Annotated in this window: 16 protein-coding genes; 8 read left to right on the top strand and 8 right to left on the bottom strand. The window is 65.3% G+C overall.

Going from position 1 to position 23414, the window contains the following annotated elements:
- Position 1: 1 nt before the first annotated feature.
- The 3 genes from RX329_RS39965 to RX329_RS39975 form a co-directional block, all read right to left on the bottom strand.
- Complete coding sequence (locus RX329_RS39965; RefSeq protein WP_085357775.1) at positions 2-2578, bottom strand: ligase-associated DNA damage response DEXH box helicase; 2577 nt, start codon at positions 2576-2578, stop codon at positions 2-4.
- Positions 2579-2720: 142 nt separating this feature from the next.
- Complete coding sequence (locus RX329_RS39970) at positions 2721-3950, bottom strand: ABC transporter substrate-binding protein (protein ID WP_085384950.1); 1230 nt, start codon at positions 3948-3950, stop codon at positions 2721-2723.
- A gap of 114 nt (positions 3951-4064) precedes the next feature.
- Positions 4065-4991, bottom strand: a complete 927-nt coding sequence (locus RX329_RS39975; protein WP_018460030.1) for a methyltransferase domain-containing protein — start codon at positions 4989-4991, stop codon at positions 4065-4067.
- Positions 4992-5056: 65 nt separating this feature from the next.
- On the opposite strand from RX329_RS39975, the gene RX329_RS39980 reads away from it, so the two are divergent.
- The 5 genes from RX329_RS39980 to RX329_RS40000 all read left to right on the top strand — a co-directional run bounded on the left by RX329_RS39980 (position 5057) and on the right by RX329_RS40000 (position 10254).
- Positions 5057-6094, top strand: coding sequence for a ligase-associated DNA damage response exonuclease (locus tag RX329_RS39980; protein ID WP_018460031.1), 1038 nt, complete (start codon positions 5057-5059; stop codon positions 6092-6094).
- Positions 6091-7749, top strand: coding sequence for a cisplatin damage response ATP-dependent DNA ligase (locus RX329_RS39985; RefSeq protein ID WP_085351992.1), 1659 nt, complete (start codon positions 6091-6093; stop codon positions 7747-7749). The genes RX329_RS39980 and RX329_RS39985 overlap by 4 nt, the downstream gene beginning before the upstream one ends.
- Before the next feature lie 119 nt (positions 7750-7868).
- A complete protein-coding gene (locus RX329_RS39990; protein ID WP_018460033.1) occupies positions 7869-8171 on the top strand; it encodes a DUF6460 domain-containing protein in 303 nt (100 codons plus the stop codon).
- Between the two features lie 21 nt (positions 8172-8192).
- The gene (locus RX329_RS39995; RefSeq protein ID WP_085384948.1) at positions 8193-8927 is read left to right on the top strand and encodes an MBL fold metallo-hydrolase; all 735 of its coding nucleotides are present in this window, start codon (positions 8193-8195) and stop codon (positions 8925-8927) included.
- Between the two features lies 1 nt (position 8928).
- Entirely contained in the window at positions 8929-10254 is a 1326-nt protein-coding gene (locus RX329_RS40000) for an MATE family efflux transporter (RefSeq protein ID WP_085358622.1), read from the top strand.
- A gap of 132 nt (positions 10255-10386) precedes the next feature.
- Here RX329_RS40000 and RX329_RS40005 read toward each other — a convergent pair whose 3' ends face one another.
- Together RX329_RS40005 and RX329_RS40010 are read right to left on the bottom strand one after the other, a co-directional pair.
- On the bottom strand, positions 10387-11484 hold the full coding sequence (locus tag RX329_RS40005) for a quinone-dependent dihydroorotate dehydrogenase (RefSeq protein WP_085358620.1): 1098 nt from the start codon (positions 11482-11484) through the stop codon (positions 10387-10389).
- On the bottom strand, positions 11481-11825 hold the full coding sequence (locus tag RX329_RS40010; RefSeq protein ID WP_018460037.1) for a DUF952 domain-containing protein: 345 nt from the start codon (positions 11823-11825) through the stop codon (positions 11481-11483). The genes RX329_RS40005 and RX329_RS40010 overlap by 4 nt, the downstream gene beginning before the upstream one ends.
- 204 nt (positions 11826-12029) lie before the next feature.
- Here RX329_RS40010 and RX329_RS40015 point away from each other — a divergent pair, with 204 nt between their 5' ends.
- Entirely contained in the window at positions 12030-12683 is a 654-nt protein-coding gene (locus RX329_RS40015) for a helix-turn-helix transcriptional regulator (protein WP_085358618.1), read from the top strand.
- 171 nt (positions 12684-12854) lie between these two features.
- On the opposite strand, the gene RX329_RS40020 is transcribed toward RX329_RS40015, so the two are convergent.
- From RX329_RS40020 to RX329_RS40030, 3 genes are all read right to left on the bottom strand, one after another.
- The gene (locus RX329_RS40020; RefSeq protein ID WP_018460039.1) at positions 12855-14498 is read right to left on the bottom strand and encodes a lysine--tRNA ligase; all 1644 of its coding nucleotides are present in this window, start codon (positions 14496-14498) and stop codon (positions 12855-12857) included.
- A 294-nt stretch (positions 14499-14792) separates the two neighbouring features.
- The gene (gene hrpB / locus RX329_RS40025) at positions 14793-17270 is read right to left on the bottom strand and encodes an ATP-dependent helicase HrpB (protein WP_085384947.1); all 2478 of its coding nucleotides are present in this window, start codon (positions 17268-17270) and stop codon (positions 14793-14795) included.
- Between the two features lie 147 nt (positions 17271-17417).
- Positions 17418-18734 (bottom strand): UDP-glucose dehydrogenase family protein, encoded by a 1317-nt coding sequence (locus RX329_RS40030; protein WP_085358616.1) that lies wholly within the window; start codon positions 18732-18734, stop codon positions 17418-17420.
- A 192-nt stretch (positions 18735-18926) separates the two neighbouring features.
- Here RX329_RS40030 and RX329_RS40035 point away from each other — a divergent pair, with 192 nt between their 5' ends.
- Complete coding sequence (locus RX329_RS40035) at positions 18927-19994, top strand: acyltransferase family protein (RefSeq protein ID WP_085358614.1); 1068 nt, start codon at positions 18927-18929, stop codon at positions 19992-19994.
- Positions 19995-20204: 210 nt separating this feature from the next.
- Complete coding sequence (gene polA, locus RX329_RS40040) at positions 20205-23285, top strand: DNA polymerase I (protein WP_085358612.1); 3081 nt, start codon at positions 20205-20207, stop codon at positions 23283-23285.
- The last annotated feature ends 129 nt before the right edge of the window (positions 23286-23414 follow it).

The raw sequence follows: 23414 nt of genomic DNA on the forward strand, positions 1-23414 counted from the left end.
GTTATCCCATCGCCTCTTTGACGAGCTCGTCGGCGGCCTCCGCCAGGAGCTCGTCTCCAGCTTCGCCATAGACTGACTCGCGGCCGATTTCCAGCATCACGGGGACGGCGAGCGGGGAGACGTGGTCGAGTTCCCGATGCGTGATGCGGCCCCGGATGCGGGTGAGCATGTCGCTGAGGCGTCGCAGATCGAGCAGGCCAGTGGCGGCATCGGCACGGGCGGCGCGCAACAGCACGTGATCGGCCTGGTGCTTGCGCAGGACGTCGTAAACGAGATCGGTCGAGAACAGCACCTGACGGCGGCTCTTCTCCTCACCGGTGTGCCGCCGCGCAATCAGGCCGGAGATGATCGCGCAATTGCGGAACGTGCGCTTCATCAGCGCGGATTCGGCAAGCCACGCTTCGAGGTCGTCGCCGAGCATGTCGGGATCGAACAGCGCGTCGAGGTCGATCCTGCCGTCCCGGATCATGGAGGACATGTCGCCGAGCGCCCAGACCGCGATCGCATATTCATTGGCGACGAAACCGAGCGGCCGGGCGCGGGCGCGCTCCAGCCGGCGCGTCAAGAGCATGCCGAGCGTCTGATGCGCGAGACGGCCTTCGAAGGGATAGCAGACGACGTAATGCTTGTTGGCGCGGGGAAAACTCTCGACCAGCAGCTCGCGCACCGCCGGCACGCGCGAGACGTCCTTTTGCAGCGACAGCCAGTCGCGCACCTGCTCCGGCAAGGCGCCCCACGCGCGCCCGTCATCGAGCAGGCGGCGAACCCGTTCGGCAAGATAGGTCGAGAGCGGAAACTTGCCGCCCATATAGGACGGCACCTTCGGGTCCTTGTCGTTGGCGCGCGAGACATAGACCTGGTCTTCGACCAGGGTTTCGTAGCGCACCACCTCTCCTGAGAACACGAAGGTGTCGCCCGGGCTGAGACCCTCGATGAAGGCTTCCTCGATCTCGCCGAGCAGCCTGCCGCCGCGCGCGATCACGCCGGTCGACCCGCCTGCTTTTCCTTGACCTCCGCCGCGCGAGCGCACCAGCCGCACCTTGAGCATGTCGTCCTCGACGATGGTGCCGACATTCATCCGGTAGCTCTGCCGCACCCTGGGATTGGCGACGCGCCAGCGTCCCTCCTTGTCCTGCTTGATCCGCGCGAAACGCTCATAGGTCTTCAGCGCGTAGCCGCCGGAGGCGACGAAATCGACCACGTCGTCGAAGTCCTGCCGCGTGAGATCGGCGTAGGGCGCGGCGGTGCGGACCTCACCGTAAAGCTCGTCGGAGAAAAACGGCTCGCCGCAGGCGCAGCCGAGCACGTGCTGGGCCAGCACATCGAGCGCACCCAGGCGCAGCGGCGGCGTGTCCTGCGCATTCTCCGCGATGGCGTCGATCGCGACGCGGCACTCCAGCACCTCGAATCGGTTCGCGGGCACCAGCACCGCGCGCGAGGCTTCGTCGAGCCGGTGGTTGGCGCGGCCGATGCGCTGCATCAGGCGCGAGGAGCCCTTGGGCGCGCCGATATTGACGACGAGATCGACGTCGCCCCAGTCGACGCCGAGATCGAGCGAGGAGGTACAGACCACGCCGCGCAATCTGCCCGCTGACATGGCGTCCTCGACCTTGCGGCGCTGGGCGACGTCGAGCGAGCCGTGATGCAGCGCGATGGCAAGATTGTCGTCGTTCATGCTCCAGAGGTTCTGGAACAGCATCTCGGCCTGGCTGCGGGTATTGACGAAGACCAGCGTGGTCTTGTTCGCCTTGATCAGCTCGTAGATCTCGGGAAGCGCATGGCGCGCGCTGTGGCCGGCCCAGGGCAGGCGTTCGCGCGTGTCCATCATCTCGACCAGCGGCGGTGCGGCGCCGCCGGCAAGGACGATGTCGGCCGCCGCTTCCTTGCCGCCGGGCTGCGGCACCAGGAAGCGCGCCAGCGATTCAGGCTCGGCCACGGTCGCCGACAGGCCGATGGCGCGCATCTGCGGCGCCAATCGCCACAGCCGCGCGAGCCCAAGGGAGAGCAGATCACCGCGCTTGGACGTCACCAGCGCATGCAGCTCGTCGAGCACGATGCGCTTCAAGGAGGAAAACAGAAACGGCGCATCATCGGAGGACAGCAGCAGCGCAAGCTGCTCCGGCGTCGTCAGCAAAATGTCCGGCGGATAGCGCCGCTGCCGCTGCCGCCGCGACGTTGGGGTGTCGCCGGTGCGGGTCTCGATTTTGATCGGCAGCGCCATCTCGGCGACGGGACGCTCGAGGTTGCGCGCGATATCGACCGCGAGCGCCTTGAGCGGCGAGATGTAGAGCGTGTGCAGGCCGCCGGTGCGTTGCAGACTGCGGCCGGTGGAGATCACCGATTTCGCCGAAGCTTTGGGCGCGGAGCTCAGCTCCACCAGCGTCGGCAGGAATCCCGCCAGCGTCTTGCCGGCGCCGGTGGGCGCGATCAGCAATGCGGATCGGTCCTCGCGCGCCTTTTCCAGCAGCGCCAATTGATGCGCGCGCGGCGACCAGCCGCGGGCCGCGAACCACGCCTTGAAGCGGTCGGGCAACAGCGCGGCAGGCTCGGCCGGGATTTTGCGGATGCGGGGCGGCACGGCATCACAGGTAAGCCGTGGGGACGGGTTCGTCGAGGGGGTGGGCAGGACGCGCCGACAGGCGTCATGGCCGGGCTTGTCCCGGGCATGACGAGCGTGAAGCTACCGCCCATTCAACGCTCCACGCATTCGCGGAGAGCCCCTACTCCGACATCGGCTTGTCGGAGATGTCCCAGTCCTTGCCGGTGAAGGTGGAGATGAAGAGCGTCTTCATCGGCGTGTAATCGTCAGGCGTGTAGTCGTAGGTGACGCCGTCGAGGAAATAAGGCGAGTGGAAGCCTTTGAGGTTGGAAGCCTGCTTCAGCACGTTGGCGCGGGTGAGCTCGTCGCCGCAGCGGCGCAGGATCTCGCCCATGGTGACGGCCTGGCCGTAGCCGGCGAAGGCGATGGTGTTGTCTTGATCGATCGCCGGCGTGTACTTCTTGCGCAGCTCCTCGAACGCCATGACGTCGGGGTCCTTCTCCCATTTGGGCAGGCCGACTTCCTTGTTGTAGCGGATGGCGACGATGCCGGCGGCGTTCTCGAGGCCCGCGGCATTGAGGATGGAGCGGCCGGTCGAGCCGGCCGACAGCAGCTGCAGCGGCTTCCAGCCGAGTTCGGCTACTTTCCGGATCGACTGCGACGAGGCCTTGCCGGTGGAGATGTTGTAGAAGACGTCCGCACCCGACTTCGAGAGGTTGATGAGCTGGGAATCGACCGTCGGATCGGTCAGATCGTAGGTCTGCTCCATGATCACCTTGGCGGTGCCGCCGGCGTCTTCCAGAACCTTCTTGAAGGGGCCGAGGAAGTCGCGGCCGAAATCGTCGTTCTGGTACAGGATGCCGACCTTCGCGTTCGGCTTCACGCTGACGACGTGCCGCGCCAGGATCCGCGCCTCGGTCGGATAGAGCGGCAAGCCCGCCATCGTCCATTTGAACTCTTTCGGGTTATTCCACTTCGACGCGCCGGTGTTGAGCAGCAACTGCGGCACGCCCTTCGAGTTGAGGTATTTGTGCACGGCGGTCTGCGGCGCGGTGCCGAGCGAGCCGTAGAGCGCGAGCACCTCCTCCTGCTCGACCAGGCGCCGCGTCGCCTCGACGCATTTCGGCGCGCTGTAGGCATCATCCATGGTGAGGAATTTGACCTTGCGTCCGTTGATGCCGCCCTTTTCGTTCAGCATCTGGAAATAGGCCTCGCCGACGCGCCCGAGCACGCCGTAGAGCGAGCCGGGGCCGGAATGCGGCACGGTCTGCCCGATCTTGATCTCGGTGTCGCTGGCGCCGGAATCGTATTTCTTCTCCGCGGCCCAGACATAGGGCGCGGGCAAGGTGGAGGCCGCGATGGTCGCGAGCGCGGCGGCGCTGAAATCGCGCCGCGATGGATTCCTGGTCATTGTTTGTTTCTCCCTGGTGCGCGCATTGTGCTGGCATCGCCGCACGGCTCGCAAGTGGGAAGTCGCGGCTTTGCGACGCAATGACGCTTAAAGCGCCGCTTATAGCGCCTAAACTCAAGTTTTCTCGGCGACCACGACGAGGCCGCCCACCGGTTCGTTGTTCTCGGTGCGTGGGGAGGCCTGCTCCAATGTGAGGAGCTTGAGGCCGGCCTTCGCCATCGCATCGCGCACATATTCCGCCGAATGGGCATAGCGCAGGCCTTCGCCGAGAACGATGCCGCTGCCGTCATGGGTCTCCAGCGTGAACGCAAGCACGCCGCCGGGCGCGAGCACGCGCCTGGCTTCGCCGAGCACCGGTGCGAGATCGGGGAGATAGACGAACGCATCGGCAGCGACGACGAGGTTTGCGCTCGCCTCGCTCCTGCTGCGCAGGCCTTCGATCATGTCGGCGACTTCGAGCTCGGCATAGAGGCCGGTGGCTCGCGCCTCCTTGACCATGCCGGGCGACAGATCGATGCCGATGAACTGGTCGACCTGTTTGGCGAAGGCGGCGGCCGCGAGCCCCGTACCGCAGCCGAGATCGATGGCGCGCTTGAACAGGGCGGGCTTCTTCGCGGCGACGCGGGCAGCCACCACCGCCTTGAAGATCAGCGACGGCGCGCGATAGCCGAGATCGTTGATCAGCACGTGCTCGAAGCGCGGGGCGTATTGATCGAACAAGGCCTGCACATAGGCCTTGGGCATCTCGGACAATTGCGCATCGCCGAGGCGTATCAGATGCAGATGAGCGCCATGCTGATCGCTCGGGTCGGACTCGCGCGATTTGCGAAAGGCCGCAATGGCCTTGTCGCGCTCGCCGAGTTGCGCGCGGATTTCGCCGAGCGTGAACCAGGCCGAGGTGAAATTCGGCGCAATCTCGATGGTCTGCTCCAGCAGGTCGGCGGCGGCCGCCAGATCGCCCTTGAGCTGGAGGTCGCGCGCGAACTCGAAGCGGCGGTCGGCCATGAGATCGCCGGAGGTCAGGAACAAGCGCAGGGGCATTGTGGGAACCAGGGAACGAAGCGGTGATGACTCGAAGATGCGGGGTCGCGACCTATATAACAGGCATGCGTCCGCAAGACATCCTGCTGCCAGTTGCCGCCGGCCTATGCTGTAAGCCGGGCGGCTTCCATATCGACCCCGTCCGGCCGGTCGAGCGGGCCGTGATCACCCACGGCCATTCCGACCATGCCCGCGCCGGCCACGGCGCGGTGCTGGCGACGCAGGAAACGCTGGACATGATGCGGCTGCGCTATGGCGAGAATTTTGCCGGCTCCACCCAAGCAATCCACTATGGCGAGGAGATCCGGCTCGGCGACGTCAGCGCGAAGTTTCACCCGGCCGGCCATGTGCTCGGTTCGGCGCAGGTCGCGGTCACCTGCAAGGACACCTGCATCGTCGCCTCCGGCGACTACAAGGATGCGCCCGACCCGACCTGCACGCCGTTCGAGCTCGTACGCTGCGACGTCTTCATCACCGAGGCAACGTTCGGCCTGCCGGTGTTTCGCCATGGCGATGCGGCCGACGAGGTCAAGAAGCTGCTGGCGTCGGTGGCGCTATTTCCGGAGCGCGCGCATCTCGTCGGCGCCTATTCGCTTGGCAAGGCGCAGCGCGTGATCGCTCTGCTGCGCCAAGCGGGTTACGACGCGCCGATCTATCTGCATGGCGCGATGGAGAAGATCACGCATTACTATCAGAGCCGCGGAATCGAGCTCGGCGAGTTGCGGCCGGCGAAGGGCGTCAAGAAGGCGGCGCTCGCCGGCACCATCACGCTGGCGCCGCCCTCTGCAACATCCGATCTCTGGACCCGCCGGTTTCCCGATCCCGTCACGGCATTCGCCTCTGGCTGGATGCGGGTGCGCGCCCGCGCGCGGCAACGCGGCATCGAGCTGCCGCTGGTGATCTCGGATCACGCCGATTGGGACGGCCTCACCGCCACGATCGCCGCGACCGGTGCCGGCGAGATCTGGGTTACCCATGGCCAGGAAGACGCGCTGGTGCATTGGTGCCAAAGCAAGGGTTTGCGGTCGCGGCCGCTCGATCTCGTCGGCTATGGCGACGAGGAGGAGACCGAGACGCCGCTCGCTGACGAGGCCGAAGCATGAACCGCTTCGCCGAACTTCTCGACCGCCTCGCCTACGAACCCGGCCGCAACAACAAGCTGCGGCTGATCACGAGTTATTTTCGCGAGGTCGCCGATCCCGATCGCGGCTACGCGCTGGCCGCGCTGACCGGTGCGCTGAGTTTCAAGCACGCAAAACCTTCTCTGCTGCGCGATCTTATCGCCCAGCGAACTGACCCGGTCTTGTTCGGCCTATCCTGGGACTATGTAGGCGATCTCTCCGAGACAATCGCGCTGATGTGGCCGAAGGCCGTGGGTGTCCACAACAACCCACCTCCCCCAACCCTCACCGAGGTCGTCACCACCCTGCGCACCCTCGGCAAGACCGAGCTGCCGAAGCAGCTCGAGCGCTGGCTCGACGAATTGGATGAGACCGGCCGCTGGGCGCTGTTGAAGCTCGTCACCGGCGCGTTGCGCATCGGCATCTCCGCGCGCCTGGCAAAGACCGCGGCCGCCGCGCTCGGCGACAAGGACCCGCATGAGGTCGAGCTGATCTGGCCCGGTCTCGCGCCGCCTTATCTCGACCTGTTCGCCTGGCTGGAAGGCCGCGGCGACAAGCCAGTCAATCGCGATCCCGCGCCGTTCCGTCCTGTCATGCTGGCGCATGCGATCGAGGACACCGATTTCGCTGCACTCGATCCCGCCGACTACATCGCCGAATGGAAATGGGACGGCATCCGCGTGCAGGCGGTGGCCGGCCGCGACGAGCACGGCCACATCACCGCTCGGCTCTATTCGCGCACCGGCGAGGACATCACCGGGAGCTTTCCGGACCTCGTGCCGTCGCTGCGGCTGCCCGGTGCCATCGACGGCGAGCTTCTGATCCTGCGCGAAGGGCGCGTGCAAAGTTTCAATGTTCTGCAGCAGCGGCTCAACCGCAAGGTCGTGTCTCCGAAGCTGATCAAGGAATTTCCGATTCATCTGCGCGCCTACGATCTGCTCGGCGACGACGAGAACGATTTGCGCGAGCTGCCTTTCGCGGAGCGGCGCGAACGGCTGGAGACCTTCATCGGTAAGCTCGACGATCCCCGCATCGATCTGTCGCCCACCGTCGCCTTCGCAAGCTGGGAGGCGCTGACCGCAGCACGCGCCGATCCCGCCAGCGCTGGTGCGGGCGAGGACGCGGACGCCGTCGAAGGCGTGATGCTGAAGCGGCGCGACGCACCCTATCTGCCGGGGCGGCCGAAGGGACAATGGTGGAAATGGAAGCGCGATCCGCACATCATCGACGCCGTGCTGATGTATGCGCAGCGCGGCCACGGCAAGCGCTCGTCCTACTATTCCGACTACACCTTCGGCGTTTGGACCGCAGGGCCGGGCAGTGACGAACTGGTGCCGGTCGGAAAAGCCTATTTCGGCTTCACGGACGAGGAGCTGCTCCAGATCGACCGCTTCGTGCGTCGCAATACCACCGAAAAATTCGGCCCCGTCCGCCACGTCGTGCACGAGCCAGACAAGGGGCTGGTGCTGGAGGTCGCCTTCGAGGGGCTGCAGCGCTCACCACGGCACAAATCCGGCGTCGCGATGCGCTTTCCCCGCATCAGCCGGCTGCGCTGGGACAAGCCGCCGCGGGAGGCCGACCGGCTGGAAACGCTGGAAAAGATGCTGAAAGCGGAGGCGGCCGAGGTTGAGGCTTAAGAAGCCCCGGGCGTGTGCTTGCCCGAATTAAAATCCCGTAAGCCGATTGACGCCCCCTCACAGGTTCCCCATGTCCCCGCCTTGCCCTATGATAGGTCGAATCCCCTGAGGAGTTTGAGATGGCCCACGACGTCAGAGATTTGCCGGCCGGCCGCAGTGACGGCCTGCACCGCTTTCTCGGCGGCTCGCCGCTGGCGGTCGCGTTTCGCCTGGTGCTGCTCTCGATCCTCGTCGGCGTCGTGCTGGCGGCGATCGGCTTCGACCCCTGGAATATCATCTTAAGCATTCGTCTTCTGTTCCAGCGTTTGTGGGATCTCGGCTTCGATACCGTGAACTGGCTGTGGCGCTACTTCCTGCTCGGCGCTGTCATCGTGATTCCGATCTGGCTGCTGATGCGCGTTTTCGGCGCGCCACGCAGGTAAAGGATTTGGAGCTGGCGGCCGATGCAATTGCGCTTTGTCGGCTGCGGCGACGCCTTCGGATCCGGCGGCAGGCTCAATACCTGCTTCCACGTCTCGGGGCGCGAAGCCAACTTCCTGATCGATTGCGGCGCGTCGGCTTTGCCGGCACTGAAGCGGCTGGAGATCGACCGCAATGAGATCGATCTCATCCTGATCACGCATTTCCACGGCGACCATTTTGCCGGGCTGCCGTTTGTCCTGCTCGACGCACAATTCTCGCGGCGGGCGCGGTCGCTCACGATCGCCGGCCCCAAAGGCATCGAGACGCGGCTGCGTGAGGTGATGGAGGGTCTGTTCGAGCACTCCTCGAAGACGAAACAGCGCTTCGAGCTGTCCGTCGTCGAGCTCGCGCCCGAGCAGAGCCAAAGCTTCGGCGCGGTGACGGTGACGCCCTATCCCGTCGTGCACGGCGAATCCGGTGGACCGTTCCTCGCTTATCGCGTCGAAGCCGAGGGTCGCACGCTGGCCTACAGCGCCGATACTGAATGGACGGAGACGCTCATTCCGCTGGCGCATGGCGCCGACCTTTTCATCGCCGAAGCCTATATGTACGAGAAGGTGGTCAAGAATCACCTCAGCCTGACGACCTTGGAACAGCACCTTCCCGAAATCGGCGCAAAACGCCTCGTGCTCACCCATATGAGCGAAGACGTGCTGTCGCGCCTCGACGACATCGCCCATCTCGCCGCCGAAGACAGCATGGTGCTCGTGTTCTGACATGCACGCACCCGTTCACTTGAAGATCGGTTCCCGTCAGGTCTTCGCCATCGCAGGCCCGGCGATGGTCGCCAACCTCACCACGCCACTGATCGGCGTGGTCTCGACCACCGCGATCGGACGGCTGGACGACGCCGCGCTGCTCGGCGGCGTCGCCATCGCGTCCGTCATCTTCGATTGCCTGTTCTGGCTGTTCGGTTTCCTGCGCATGAGCACGCTCGCCTTCACGGCGCAGGCGCTCGGCGCCGGCGAGACGCGCGAGCTGACCGCGATCCTGGTGCGCGGCTTCATCGTCGCCGGCTTGATCGGCGTAGCACTGATCGCGCTGCAACTGCCGCTGGCCATCGTGCTGTTCGACCTGATGGGCGGCAGCGAAGGCGTCACGCGCGCGGCGAAAACCTACTTCGTGATCCGGATCTGGTCGGCGCCGCTGGCGCTCGTCAATTATGTCATCCTGGGCTGGCTGGTCGGCCAGGCTCGCGCCAACCCGGCGCTCGCGCTCCAAATCGTCATCAATCTCGTCAACGCGGCGGCGACGATCCTGCTGGTGCTGGTCTACGACACCGGCATCGCAGGTGCTGCGATCGCAGCGCTGCTGTCTGAAGCGGCCGGATTCGGCCTCGGCATGATCGTCTGCCGCCGCTATGCGGACGGTGGGTTCGCGGTGCCGTACGCAGAGCTGTTCGACCGGGCCAAGCTGATGCGGCTGCTGGCCGTGAATTCCGACATCCTGATCCGTACCGCGGCGCTGATCGCCGTGTTCTTGTTCTTCACCGCCAAGGGCGCGCGGGCCGGCGACGTCACGCTGGCCGCGAATTCCGTGCTCAACAATTTTCTGCTGGTCAGCGCCTTCTTTCTCGATGGTCTAGCGAACGCAGCCCAGCAGCTTTGCGGCCGTACGCTCGGCGCACGCGACGCCAGGGGATTTGCTGATTCGACCCGGCTGGTGCTGCTATGGGGGCTCGGCTTCGCGCTGGTCGTGTCCGCGCTATTCGCGGTGTTCGGGCCGAACTTAATCGATTTCATGACGGCGAGCGAAAGCGTCCGTCGCGGCGCGCGGGAATTCCTGCCGTTCGTCGTGCTCGCGCCGATTCCCGGCGTGTTCGCCTTCGGCTTCGACGGCATCTATATCGGCGCGACCTGGGCGCGTGAGATGCGCAATCTGATGCTGGCCTCGCTCGCGATCTTCCTCGCCACATGGTGGGCGCTGCAATCGTTCGGCAATGCCGGGCTGTGGAGCGCGCTGATCGCCTCCTACGTCTCGCGCGGCGGATTGCAGGCCGCGCGCTATCCGGCGCTGTACAGGAAGACGTTTTCGAGGTCGTAGCTCTCGTGTCCCGGACACGCTGCAGGGTGAAACGCTGCTGCGCGGAGCCGGGACCCAAAATGCCGCGAGCGTGGGCCCCGGTTCAGCAGCGCATCACTAACGTGCTGCGCTGCGCTCGGGGCACGAGACCGCCTACATCCCCGGCCAGTCTTCCGCCGTCAGCGTGGCGGCGTCGGAGCCGACGATCTCGGAGAGAGAATCCCGCCCCGTCCGCAATAGGGTCGAGGCGAGGTCGCGCTTGATCTCGTCGACGATGCCGAGGCCCTTGTAGACCAGCGACGAATAGAGCTGGATCAGGCTCGCGCCGGCGCGGATCTTCGTCAGCGCGGCGCCGCCCGAGTCCACCCCGCCGACACCGATCAGGGGGAATGCGCCCTCGACGCGCACATAGGTCTCCGCGACCATCCGCGTCGACAGCCGGAACAGCGGCCGGCCGGACAGGCCGCCCTGCTCCTTGGCGCGCATCTCCTCGCGCAGCGTACTCGGCCGCGCGGTCGTGGTGTTCGATACGATCATGCCATCGACCCGGCGCGAGCGCGCGACCTGCACGACCTCGTCGAGCTGGGCGAGGCTCAAATCCGGCGCGATCTTGAGCAGCACCGGCGTGTCGCCGGCGCTCTCGCGCACCCGCTGGCGCGCGTCGATCACCCTGGCGAGGAGATCGTCGAGCAGCGCGCCTTCCTGCAGATTGCGCAGGCCCGGCGTGTTCGGCGAGGAGACGTTGACGGTGAAATAGCTCGCGACCGGCGCAAAGGTCTCGATCAGCTTGACGTAATCGTTGACCCGATCGGGCGAATCCTTGTTGGCGCCGACATTGACGCCGACGATGCCGCCGTGCTGCGCGCGCGCCGCAAGCCGGCGCAGGGCTGTCTCCGCACCGTCATTGTTGAAGCCCATGCGGTTGATCACGGCCTCGTCGCGCTCCAGACGAAACAGCCGCGGTCGCGGATTGCCGCTTTGCGGCTTCGGCGTCACCGAGCCGATCTCGACGAAGCCGAAGCCGAGCCGCAGCAGCGCATCCGGCACTTCGGCGCTCTTGTCGAAGCCCGCGGCCATGCCGATCGGATTGGGGAAGTTGAGCCCGAACGCACGCACCGCAAGCTTGGGATCGTCAGCGTGCGGCTTGCCCGGCGGCAGGAAGCGCAGGCCCTGGATCGCGAGGCGATGCGCATCCTCCGGATCGAGCCAACGCAGCACCGGCAGCGAGAGAGCGTCGAAAGCGCGGATCACGGGGCAAGCTCCGGAACATCGTGGCCGCCGTCGGAGCGCGTGTTGAGGTTCATCACAGCCATCACCGCGCCGAGATCGAGCTCGCCATAGAGATGCGGAAACAGCTCCTCATTGCGCGAGCGCTCCCAGCGCAACGCGCTGCCGAGCGCATCGCCGTCGACCTCGACCAGGAACAGCGCGCGCTGCCCGACATAATGCTTCTGCAGGGTCTCGGGAACCTGGGCGGCGGTCGAGAAATGGATGAATCCATCGCGCGAATCGTCCGCGCTGCCGCGATAAACGCCCTGCCGTTCCGCCTCGCGCCAGGCCGAGGCCGGACAGATTTTGTAGATCTTGACCACCGCTTACGCAGCCCTGTTTGCCCGGGGAGACAGCTCTTTGAGTCTCCTGGGGATTTTCGTCTCTCGTGGGTCGTTAAATCCCGGGCGGGACCGTAAAGGCCACCCCTGCCGAACTCAAGACTTAGACGCCGCCTCTTGCACCGAAAACGGAAAACCGATTGATTTGAGGATAGTTTTCCTGAGTTGCGACGGGCTGGACCTTCCATGGTCAGGCAGGCCAAAGCGCAGAGGATGCTCACCCACGACCAGATCTGGGGCGCGCTGGATCGGCTGGCGGCGCGTGCCGGCCTGTCGCCGTCCGGCCTCGCCAAGCGCGCCGGGCTCGATCCCACCACCTTCAACAAGTCCAAGCGCGTTACCTCCGACGGCCGCGAGCGCTGGCCCTCGACCGAATCGATCGCGAAAGCGCTGGCGGCGGCAAATTCCTCGATCGACACCTTTGCCAGGCTGGTCGGCGACGAGGCAGGCGGCGGCCGCTCGGTGCCGCTGCTCGGCTTCGCGCTGGCGGGCGCGAGCGGTGCCTTCGACGAGTCCGGCTTTCCCATCGGCAAGGGATGGACCGAATTTGCCCTTCCCGCCGTCGAGGGCAATCACAGCTTCGCGCTGCAGATTACCGGCGAAGCGTTCGCACCCGCCTATCGCGACGGCGACATCATCCTGGTCGCGCCCGGCGCGCCGATCCACAAAGGCGATCGCGTGGTGGTGAAGAGCAAGGCGGGCGAGGTGACGGTGGCGACGCTGAAGCGCCGCACGGCAAAGGCTCTGGATTTGCAGCCGCTCGATGCGACGCAGGCCGAACGCAGGATGGCGGCGAGCGAGGTGGTGTGGATCGCGCGGATCGTGTGGGCAAGCCAGTGAGGCCTCGGTGTCGTCCTGGCGAAAGCCAGGACCCATTACCCAGGGAGAAGTTGTGGCACCAATTGGCCACTCCGAGTCTCCGTAACCACATCCGGCGGTGGCTATGGGTCCTGGCTTTCGCCAGGACGAATCGGGGAGATAGGTCGCGCCTACAACTCAGTTCCGTAGCTCTCACGCACTCCGCGCCAGCGCGCCGTCGATCATGTTGACCGCGTTCTGCACGCCATACACCGCGACAAAGGAGCCGAAGCGCGGGCCCTTTTCCTGGCCGAGCAGCACCTGGTAGAGCATGTTGAACCAGTCGAGCGTCACGCCCGGACGGCCGTCCTTGCCCTTCTTGACCTGGTCGAGGAACGGCTCGCGGCGGCCGATCTCGTAGACGACGTTCTGGATGTCCTCGGCCGAGGCGTCCTGCGGAAGCTGCGATAATGCATCCCGCAAATCCTGCAGCGCCGCGCGCTCGGTCTCGGTCGGTTCGCGGAACGTCTTCGTCGGCGCGACGAAGTCGCGATAATAGTTGATGGCATAGCCGACCATCGCGTCGAGCTTGGGATGCGTCTGCGGGCTCACACCGGGTCGGTAGCGACCAATGAAACCCCACAGTGTCTCGGCATTCTCCGCATTCGACGACGACACCAGCGTCAGCAGGAGCTGGAACGTGACGGGCATGTCGAACTTCGGCGGATGGCCATTGTGGACATGCCAGACCGGATTGCCGAGCTGCTGCCTGGCGTCCTGCTTCGCAAAGCCGTCGATGAACTGCTGGTAGTCGTCGACATTGCGCGGGATGACGTCGAAATACAGCCGCTTGGCCGCCTTCGGCTCGCGATACATGAACAGCGACAGCGATTCCGGCGAGGCGTAGCGCAGCCATTCGTCGATGGTCAGCCCATTGCCCTTCGACTTCGAGATCTTCTGGCCCTTGTCATCGAGGAAGAGCTCGTAGTTGAAGCCCTCCGGCGGCGTGGCGCCGAGCGCCCTGGCGATCGCGCCGGAGAGTTTGACCGAGTCGATCAGGTCCTTGCCGGCCATCTCGTAATCGACGCCGAGCGCGACCCAGCGCATCGCCCAATCGGCCTTCCATTGGCACTTGACGTTGCCGCCGGTGACCGGCGTCTCGACTTCCTGGTTGGTATCGGGATCGAGGTAGGTCACCGTGCCGGCCGCAACGTCGCGGCGGATCATCGGCACCTGCAGCACGACACCCGTGGTCTTGCTGATGGGGAGGAACGGCGAATAGGTCGCGCGGCGGTCGGGACCGAGCGTCGGCAGGATGATCGCCATCACCTTGTCGTAGGCCGCGAGCATTTTGAGCAGCGTCGCGTCGAAACGGCCGGACGTGTAATAGTCGGTCGAGCTCGCGAATTCGTAGTCGAAGCCGAAATGATCGAGGAAGGCGCGCAGCCGCGCATTGTTGTGGTGCCCGAACGACGGGTATTCGTTGGAGAACGGATCCGGCACCCGCGTCAGCGGCTTGCCGAGATGCGCGGCCAGCATCTCCTTGTTGGGGACGTTGTCGGGCACTTTCCGAAACCCGTCCATGTCGTCGGAGAACGCGAGCAGGCGGGTCTTGATCTTGTTCTCGGTCAGCACATGAAAAGCGTGCCGCACCATCGAGGTGCGCGCGACCTCGCCGAAGGTGCCGATATGCGGCAGGCCTGATGGCCCGTAGCCGGTCTCGAACAGCACCTCGTCCTTCGGGCTTTTCTTCAGCCGCGCGACAATGGCCTTCGCCTGCTCGAACGGCCAGGCGTTGGATTGTTCGGCGAGCGCACGCAGATCGCTCGGATTCGCGGCAAGATCGATAACAGACATCTAAGGGGCCTCCGGGCCGCGGAAAATAGCGATTTCCGGGCAGAATGCAATTTTGTGAGACCCTCATCCTGAGAGCTTGTGACGCTTTTGCTCGTTCGGAGCGCCTCCGCAGCGCATAAATGATAACTCATTGACGAACTCAGAGCCGCCATTTACCGCGATAAACAGCCCCACTCCGGCGGCAGCTAGAGGTCGGTGCCGTGCTTGGATTAACGAGCGCTCCATAGGAGCGGGTCTCGAAGGATGCCCGTGAAGGGCGGGCCGCGCTCCCCACCATGAGGGTCTTCTTGCGCCTCACGTCCCGCGCGGCTTGACCCGCCGGGTCGGCAGCGCATTCGCCGGATCTTCCGGCCAGGGATGGCGCGGGTAGCGGCCGCGCAAATCGGACCGCACGGCACTGTAGCTGCCGCGCCAGAAACCGGGGAGATCGCGCGTCACCTGCACCGGGCGCTGCGCCGGCGACAGCAGTTCCAGCACCAGCGGCACCTTGCCGGCGGCGATCGAGGGATGGGTGTTGAGGCCGAACAATTCCTGCAGCCGCACCGCGATGGTCGGCCCCTGCTCGGCTTCATAGTCGATCGCGAGCACGCTGCCGGTCGGGGCCTCGAAATGCGTCGGCGCCTCGCGGTCGAGCCGCGCGCGCATCTCCCACGGCAACAAAGCCATCAACGCGTCGGAGAGATCGCCGACGGAAATATCCTTCAGCGCGATCTTGTCGTAGAGCGCCGGCACCAGCCAATCGTCGCGCCGCGCGATCAATCCGTCGTCCGAGAGATCGGGCCAGCTGTCGCCTTCGGCCCTGCGCAAAAACATCACGCGATCGCGCCATTGTTTGGCTACCTTCGACCAGGGCAGCCGGTCGAGTCCGGCGGCGATCAACCCGTCGGCGAAGATGCGCGCAGTGTCCCCCGAGGGCGACACGGCGAGCGTCGCCTCGGAGAGCGTGATCGCGTGCAGCGCGCGCTTGCGCCGCGCCCGCAGCGCCATCGCGCCGCGATCGAACGAGATCTCCTCGACGGATTCGATATGCTCGGCGAAATGCCGCTCGATCTCGTCCTGCGAGATTTGCGCCGCGAGCAGAATGCGCCCGCTCGCCGCCGTGCCGGTCATCTCGCCGACCGCGATATAAGGCGTGCGCGCGAGCGACGAGGTCTGATCCACCGCAGCACCCCGGCCGTTGGCGAGCACGAAGCTGCCATTGCCGCGGTTGCGCGCGACGCGATCCGGGAAGGCGTAGGCGAGCATCAGGCCGGTCGAGAGGTCACCTTCTGCGGTCGCCGCCTTCTCTGACGCCGCCACCTGCGAAGCCCAGCGCCGGGCGAGGTCGCGCGCGCTTGCGGCACGCGGGGAACGGTCGCGGCGGAACTGATCGCGCCGGTGCTCGAGATCGACGCTGTCGCCGCCGAGCCCGCGCTCGGTGATGATGGCCGCGATCTCGGCGGCGGCCTCGCCTTCGCCGGCACGGTGCGAATCCACGATCATGCGCGCGAGCCGCGGCGGCAGCGCCAGCGCGCGCAGGCTCTTGCCCTCCGCGGTGATGCGGCCATCGCCATCGAGCGCGTTGAGCTCGGAGAGCAGGCTTTTTGCTTCCTTCCAGGCCGGCTGCGGCGGCGGGTCGAGAAACGACAGCGCGGCAGGATCGGCGACGCCCCATTGCGCGAGATCGAGCACCAGCGAGGACAGATCGGCGCTGAGGATCTCGGGCTGGGTGTAGGGCGCTAGCGAGGCTGTCTGAGGTTCGTCCCAGAGCCGGTAGCAGATACCGGGCTCGGTGCGGCCGGCGCGGCCGCGGCGCTGGTCCGCCGCCGCGCGGGAGACGCGCACGGTCTCGAGCCGGGTCAAGCCGATGTCGGGCTCGTAGCGCGGCACGCGGGCGAGACCGGAATCGACCACGATGCGCACGCCCTCGATGGTGAGCGAGGTCTCCGCGATCGAGGTCGCCAGCACCACCTTGCGCGTGCCCTTGGGCGCCGGCGAGATGGCACGATCCTGCACGGCGGCGTCGAGCGCGCCAAACAGCGGCACGATTTCAATGCTGGAATCGTGTATGCGTTCGGCGAGGAAATTCTGGGTGCGGCGGATTTCGGCGGCGCCCGGCAGGAACGCCAGCACCGAGCCGGCATCGGCCCGCAGCGCCGAGGCGATCGCATCCGCCATCTGCCGCTCGATCGGCGCGTCAGCCTTGCGGCCGAGATAGCGCGTCTCGACCGGAAAGGCGCGGCCCTCGCTTTCGACGACGGGCGCTTCGCCCAGCAATTTTGCCACGCGGGCGCCATCGAGCGTTGCCGACATCACGAGGATGCGCAAATCCTCGCGCAAGCCCAGCTGCGCGTCGCGCGCCAGCGCCAGGCCCATGTCGGCATCGAGCGAGCGCTCGTGGAATTCGTCGAACAGCACAGCGGCGATGCCCGACAGTTCGGGATCGTCGAGAATCTGGCGGGTGAAGATGCCCTCCGTCACCACCTCGATGCGGGTCGCGCGCGAGATCTTCGAGCCGAAGCGGACGCGATAGCCGACAGTCTCGCCGGCGCGTTCACCGAGTGATTTGGCCATGCGGTCGGCGCTGGCGCGCGCCGCGATGCGCCGCGGCTCCAGCACGATGATCTTCTTGCCTTTGGCCCAGGGGGCATCGAGCAGCGCCAGCGGTACGCGCGTGGTCTTGCCGGCGCCAGGAGGGGCCACCAGCACGGCGGCATGATGCGCCTCCAGCGTGCGCGAGAGGTCGTCGAGCACGGCATCGATCGGGAGGGGCGTGTCGAAACTGCGGGGCAAGGCCTGTCCATTCGTCACGCCCGAACAAAAAGCGCGAAGCGCGTCTTCGCACGGAAGTCGCCGGGCATCCACGTCGTCACACTAGAAAACAGACGTGGATGGCCGGGACAAGCCCGGCCATGACGGAATCGTTGCGAGGTCGGATCGCTAGCCCTGCACCGGCGGCCGTCCAACGCTCTCATAGACGAAGCCGGCCGCAGCCATCTCCTCGGGGCGGTAGATGTTGCGCAAGTCGACGATGACAGGCTGCGCCATGGTCGCTTTCAGCCGGTCGAGGTCGAGCGCACGGAACTGCACCCATTCGGTGACGATCACGATCGCATCGGCGCCTTCCGCGCAGGAATAAGCGTCCTCACAATAAGTGATGCTGGGCAGCTCAGTCTTCGCCTGCTCCATGCCGACAGGATCGAAGGCCTTCACCTTCGCGCCCATGTCGATCAGGCCGGTGACCAGCGGGATCGACGGCGCATCGCGCATGTCGTCGGTGTCGGGCTTGAAGGTGAGGCCGAGCACGGCGATGGTCTTGCCGCGGAGCGAGCCGCCGAGTGCCTGGCTCACTTTTCGCGCCATCGCCCGCTTGCGGTTCTCGTTGACCGCCAGCACGGATTCGACGATGCGCAAGGACACGTCGTAGTCCTGCGCGATCTTGATCAGCGCCTTGGTGTCTTTTGGGAAGCAGGAGCCGCCGAAGCCGGGGCCGGCGTGCAGGAATTTGGTGCCGATGCGGTTGTCCAGGCCAATGCCGCGCGCGACCTCCTGCACGTTGGCGCCGACCTTTTCGGAGAGGTCCGCGATCTCGTTGATGAAGGTGATCTTGGTCGCGAGGAAGGCGTTGGCGGCGTATTTGATCATCTCGGCGGTGCGGCGTTCCGTGAACATCAGCGGCGCCTGGTTCAGCGACAGCGGCCGATAGATGTCGCTCATCACCTTGCGGCCGCGCTCGTCGGAGGTGCCGACGACGATGCGGTCGGGGAATTTGAAGTCGCGGATCGCCGCGCCCTCGCGCAGGAATTCGGGATTCGAGGCGACGACGACGTCCGCTTTGGGATTGGTCTCGCGGATGATGCGCTCGACCTCGTCGCCGGTGCCGACCGGAACGGTCGATTTGGTCACGACGACGGTGAAGCCGGACAGCGATTGCGCGATCTCTTTCGCAGCGGCATAGACGTAGGACAGATCAGCGTGGCCGTCGCCGCGGCGCGACGGCGTGCCGACCGCGATGAAGACAGCATCGGCATCCGCAACCGGCTTGGACAAATCGGTGGTGAACTCCAGCCGCTTGGCCTTGACGTTGGTCGCCACCAGCTCGTCGAGCCCAGGCTCGTAGATCGGGATCTCGCCGCGATGAAGGGCCGCGATCTTCTTCTCGTCCTTGTCGACGCAGATGACGTCGTGGCCGAAATCCGCAAAGCAGGCTCCGGACACCAGTCCCACATAGCCCGTGCCGATCATAGCAATGCGCATGAAAAACCCTGTTTGGCTTGGTTAACAAAACCCCAATTCCACGGCGGTTTAGCATTTTCCCGGGGTGAGGGAACAGCCCGCGTGCAAAAAACGGCACAGCAATTGTACCAGTAAAGAAATCGTAAGCCGCAAGGCGGCAAACTGCTCCGCGTTCACACAGATCTGGCGGAACACGCCTCGAAAAGAGACACCATGGCACCATCAGGCACAATCGCCGCGAGCGGGGGACTCAAGGCCCCGGCTGCTGCGCGCGTCGATTGGGTCGATTACGCCAAGGGCATCTGCATCGTCATGGTCGTGATGATGCATTCGGTGCTGGGGGTCGAGCTTGCCGCCGGCGAGACCGGTTTCATGCATGTTTTGGTGGCCTTCGCGAAGCCATTCCGGATGCCTGATTTCTTCCTGATTTCGGGTCTGTTCCTGTCACTGGTGATCGACCGGGACTGGCGAAGCTATCTCGACCGCAAAGTGGTGCATTTCGCCTATTTCTATGTCGTCTGGGTGACAATCCAGTTCGGCTTCAAGGCCCCCGCATTCGCAGCAGAAACGAGCTGGCGCGACGCCGGATTGCTATATCTGGAATCCTTCGTCGAGCCGTTCGGCACGCTATGGTTCATCTACCTCCTGCCGATCTTCTTCGTCGTCACAAAACTGACACGGCGCATGCCGCAGCCCGCGATATGGCTCGTCGCGGCCGCGCTGGAGTCGGCGCGCATTTCGACCGGCTGGACCGCGATCGACGAGTTCTGCGCGCGCTTCATCTATTTCTATTCGGGCTATCTGTTCGCGCCCTACGTGTTCGCGCTGTCGGACCGCGCGCGCAATCATCCCGCATGGGCGCTGACAGCGCTCGCGACATGGGTGCTGGTCAATGCCGGCCTCGTTGCGCTCGGCGCCAGCGAATGGAAAATCGTATCGCTCGTGCTCGGCTTCGCCGGCGCCTGCGCCATCATCACGATGGGCACGCTGCTCGCGCGCGTGCAATGGCTGAATGTCTTCCGCTTCTGCGGCGAGCATTCGATCGTGATCTATCTCGCCTTCTTCCTGCCGATGGCGGCGACACGGACGCTGCTCTTGCGCACGGGCATCATTCCCGACATCGGTGCGGTGTCGCTGATCGTGACCATCGCCGGCGTGATCGGCTCGCTCGCAATCTGGCAGATCGCACTGCGCCTTGGCGGCAACTTCCTGTTCGAGCGGCCCGATGCGTTCTGGATCGCGCCGAAGAAGACAAGCGCGGTGTTGCAGGCGGCGGAGTGATACTCTGCTGTCATCCCCGCGAAGGCGGGGATCCAGTATTCCAGAGGGCAGCAGTCGTATACGGAGAAGCCGCAGCGTACTGGATTCCCCGCCGTCGCGGGGAATGACAGCGGGGGATGCGGGAAATGACAGTGGGGATAGCGGCATCCGCAAGCCAAAAATCCACCTCCCAAGGCTGTCAAATCCCGCAAAAATTCATACATTGCGGCCATGCCCAAGAGCTCCCCAAAGACCACCGCCCAAGCTGACACCAAGGCTGCCGCGCCCAAGGCCGCCGAAACCAAGCCCGCTGCTGCGACAGCTGCTGCCAAGCCCGTTGCCGCGAAGGCGGCCGGCAAGGGCGACCATGTCTTCCTGGTCGACGGTTCCGGCTACATCTTCCGCGCCTACCATGCGCTGCCGCCGATGAACCGCAAGTCCGACGGCTTGCAGGTCAATGCCGTGCTCGGCTTCTGCAACATGCTGTGGAAGCTGTTGCGCGAGATGCCCGAGGACAACCGGCCGACCCATCTGGCGATCATTTTCGACAAGTCGGAAATCACCTTCCGCAACAAGATCTATCCTGAGTACAAGGCACACCGGCAGCCGGCCCCGGACGATCTGATCCCGCAATTTTCGCTGATCCGCGAGGCGGTGCGCGCCTTCGACCTGCCTTGCCTGGAACAGGTGGGCTTCGAGGCCGACGATTTGATTGCGACCTATGTACGGCAAGCCTGCGAGCGCGGCGCAAGCGCGACAATCGTGTCCTCCGACAAGGACCTGATGCAGCTCGTCACCGACTGCGTCACCATGTACGACACCATGAAGGACCGCCGCATTGGCATCCCCGAGGTGATCGAGAAGTTTGGCGTGCCGCCGGAGAAGGTGGTGGAAGTGCAGGCCCTGGCCGGCGATTCCACCGATAACGTTCCTGGCGTGCCCGGCATCGGCATCAAGACCGCGGCGCAGCTGATCGTCGAATATGGCGATCTCGAGCAACTGCTGTTCCGGGCCACCGAAATCAAGCAACCGAAGCGGCGCGAGGCGCTGATCGAGAACGCTGAGAAGGCGCGCATCTCGCGGCAGCTCGTATTGCTCGACGACAAGGTGGACCTCGAAGTCCCCCTGGATGATCTCGCCGTCCACGAGCCCGATGCGCGCAAGCTGATCGCGTTCCTGAAGGCGATGGAGTTTTCCACGCTGACGCGCCGCGTCGCCGAATTCTCGCAGATTGACCCGGCCAACGTCGATGCAGATCCCGGCTATTCCAGCGGCGCCAGCGTCTTCTCGCCGCTGCCGCCTTCGGACGTCGTGCCGGCCCCGGGACCCGGCGCGCCGGCGCAAGTTCCGGTGGGCCAGCGCAACCCTTCGGCGAGCAAGGAGGACAAGGCCGCGAGTCCGAAGGGCGCGCCGATTTCGCTCGCCGCCGCGCGGGAAGAGGCTTTGCGCAAGCTTCCGGTCGACCGCAGCAAGTACCAGGCCATCAAGACGCTCGCGGAATTGAACGCGTTCATCGCGCGCATTCACGATGCCGGCCATGTCGCGGTCGAGATCCGGGGAAACTCGATCGATCCGATGCAGGCCGACCTCTGCGGTATCGCGCTGGCGCTGGCGCCGAACGAGGCCTGCTACGTGCCGCTGGCGCACAAGCAGTCCGGCGGCGGCGCCGGCCTGTTCGACGCGGGCCTCGCGCCCGACCAGGTCAAGCACACTGATGCGATCGAAGCGTTGCGGCCGGTGCTGGAATCACCAGGCATTCTCAAGATCGGCTTCGACGTCAAATTCACCGCGGTGATGCTGGCGCAGCACGGCATCACACTGCGCAACACCGATGATGCGCAGCTGATCTCCTACGTGCTCGATGCCGGCCGCGGCTCGCACGCGCTGGAGCAACTGTCCGAGCGCTGGTTCGGTCACGCGATGCTCAAAGACAACGAGCTGCTCGGCAGCGGCAAGGGCAAGATCACGTTCGACCAGGTGCCGATCGACAAGGCCGCGTCGCTGTCGGCGGAAGGCGCCGACGTGACCTTGCGCGTCTGGCGCGTGCTGAAGCCGCGCCTCATCGCCGAGCACATGACCACGGTCTACGAGACGCTGGAACGCCCGCTGGTCGCGGTGCTCGCACGCATGGAGCGGCGCGGCATCTCGATCGATCGTCAGGTGCTGTCGCGTCTCTCCGGCGACTTCGCCCAGACTGCGGCCCGTGTCGAAGCCGAGATCCAGCAGATCGCGGGCGAGCCGGTCAATGTCGGCAGCCCGAAGCAGATCGGCGACATCCTGTTCGGCAAGATGGGACTGTCGGGCGGCACCAAGACCAAGACCGGCGCGTGGTCGACCACCGCTCAGGTGCTCGACGAGCTCGCCGAGCAGGGCCACGACCTCCCGAAGAAGATTCTGGAGTGGCGCCAGGTCTCGAAGCTCAAATCGACCTACACGGACGCGTTGCCGACCTACGTGAATCCCCAGACCCACCGCGTCCATACGACCTACGCGCTGGCCGCGACCACGACGGGCCGGCTGTCGTCGAACGAGCCGAATTTGCAGAACATTCCGGTGCGCACCGAGGACGGACGCAAGATCCGGCGCGCCTTCATCGCAACGCCAGGGCACAAGCTCGTCTCCGCCGACTATTCGCAGATCGAGCTGCGGCTGCTCGCTGAGATCGCCGACATTCCCGTGCTGCAGCAGGCGTTCCGCGACGGTCTGGACATTCACGCCATGACGGCATCGGAAATGTTCGGCGTGCCGATCAAGGGCATGCCGAGCGAAATCAGGCGCCGCGCCAAGGCGATCAATTTCGGCATCATCTACGGCATTTCGGCGTTCGGCCTCGCCAACCAGCTCGGCATCGCGCGCGAAGAGGCCTCCGCCTACATCAAGAAATACTTCGAACGCTTCCCCGGCATCCGCGCCTACATGGACGAGACGCGCGACTTCTGCCGGAGCCACGGCTACGTCACCACGCTGTTCGGACGGAAGATGTACTATCCCGACATCAAGGCTTCGAACGCCTCGGTGCGGGCCTTCAACGAGCGCGCCGCGATCAACGCCCGGCTCCAGGGCACCGCCGCCGACATCATCCGCCGCGCGATGACGCGGATGGAGGATGCCTTGGTCCAGAAGAAATTGTCGGCGCAGATGCTGCTGCAGGTGCACGACGAACTGATCTTCGAGGTGCCGGACGCGGAGGTCGAGGCGACGCTCCCCGTCGTGCAGCACGTGATGCAGGACGCGCCGTTCCCGGCCGTGCTGCTCTCGGTGCCGCTGCATGTCGATGCACGCGCAGCGAACAATTGGGACGAGGCACATTGACGCTACGTCTTCACTTCGCTCCTTCCAAACTTTGAGTGTCGTCCCGGCCAAGTGCGCCCGCACGGGGGCCGGGACGACCTATAGAGAGAGAGACACAGGTCAGAATTGTCCTCCGTGCAATTGCGCGAT

This window comes from Bradyrhizobium sp. BWC-3-1, assembly GCF_032917965.1.
Lineage (GTDB): Bacteria > Pseudomonadota > Alphaproteobacteria > Rhizobiales > Xanthobacteraceae > Bradyrhizobium > Bradyrhizobium canariense_D.

What these genes read in the sequence shown, in the direction of transcription:
- RX329_RS39985 (WP_085351992.1), top strand. Translation starts at nt 6,091, where the DNA reads ATGAACCGCTTCGCCGAACTTCTCGACCGCCTCGCCTACGAACCCGGC.
- RX329_RS40000 (WP_085358622.1), top strand. Translation starts at nt 8,929, where the DNA reads ATGCACGCACCCGTTCACTTGAAGATCGGTTCCCGTCAGGTCTTCGCC.
- RX329_RS40035 (WP_085358614.1), top strand. Translation starts at nt 18,927, where the DNA reads ATGGCACCATCAGGCACAATCGCCGCGAGCGGGGGACTCAAGGCCCCG.
- RX329_RS39975 (WP_018460030.1), bottom strand. Translation starts at nt 4,991, where the DNA reads ATGCCCCTGCGCTTGTTCCTGACCTCCGGCGATCTCATGGCCGACCGC.
- RX329_RS39970 (WP_085384950.1), bottom strand. Translation starts at nt 3,950, where the DNA reads ATGACCAGGAATCCATCGCGGCGCGATTTCAGCGCCGCCGCGCTCGCG.
- RX329_RS39995 (WP_085384948.1), top strand. Translation starts at nt 8,193, where the DNA reads ATGCAATTGCGCTTTGTCGGCTGCGGCGACGCCTTCGGATCCGGCGGC.
- RX329_RS39980 (WP_018460031.1), top strand. Translation starts at nt 5,057, where the DNA reads ATGCGTCCGCAAGACATCCTGCTGCCAGTTGCCGCCGGCCTATGCTGT.
- polA (WP_085358612.1), top strand. Translation starts at nt 20,205, where the DNA reads ATGCCCAAGAGCTCCCCAAAGACCACCGCCCAAGCTGACACCAAGGCT.
- RX329_RS40015 (WP_085358618.1), top strand. Translation starts at nt 12,030, where the DNA reads ATGGTCAGGCAGGCCAAAGCGCAGAGGATGCTCACCCACGACCAGATC.
- RX329_RS39990 (WP_018460033.1), top strand. Translation starts at nt 7,869, where the DNA reads ATGGCCCACGACGTCAGAGATTTGCCGGCCGGCCGCAGTGACGGCCTG.
- RX329_RS40020 (WP_018460039.1), bottom strand. Translation starts at nt 14,498, where the DNA reads ATGTCTGTTATCGATCTTGCCGCGAATCCGAGCGATCTGCGTGCGCTC.
- RX329_RS40030 (WP_085358616.1), bottom strand. Translation starts at nt 18,734, where the DNA reads ATGCGCATTGCTATGATCGGCACGGGCTATGTGGGACTGGTGTCCGGA.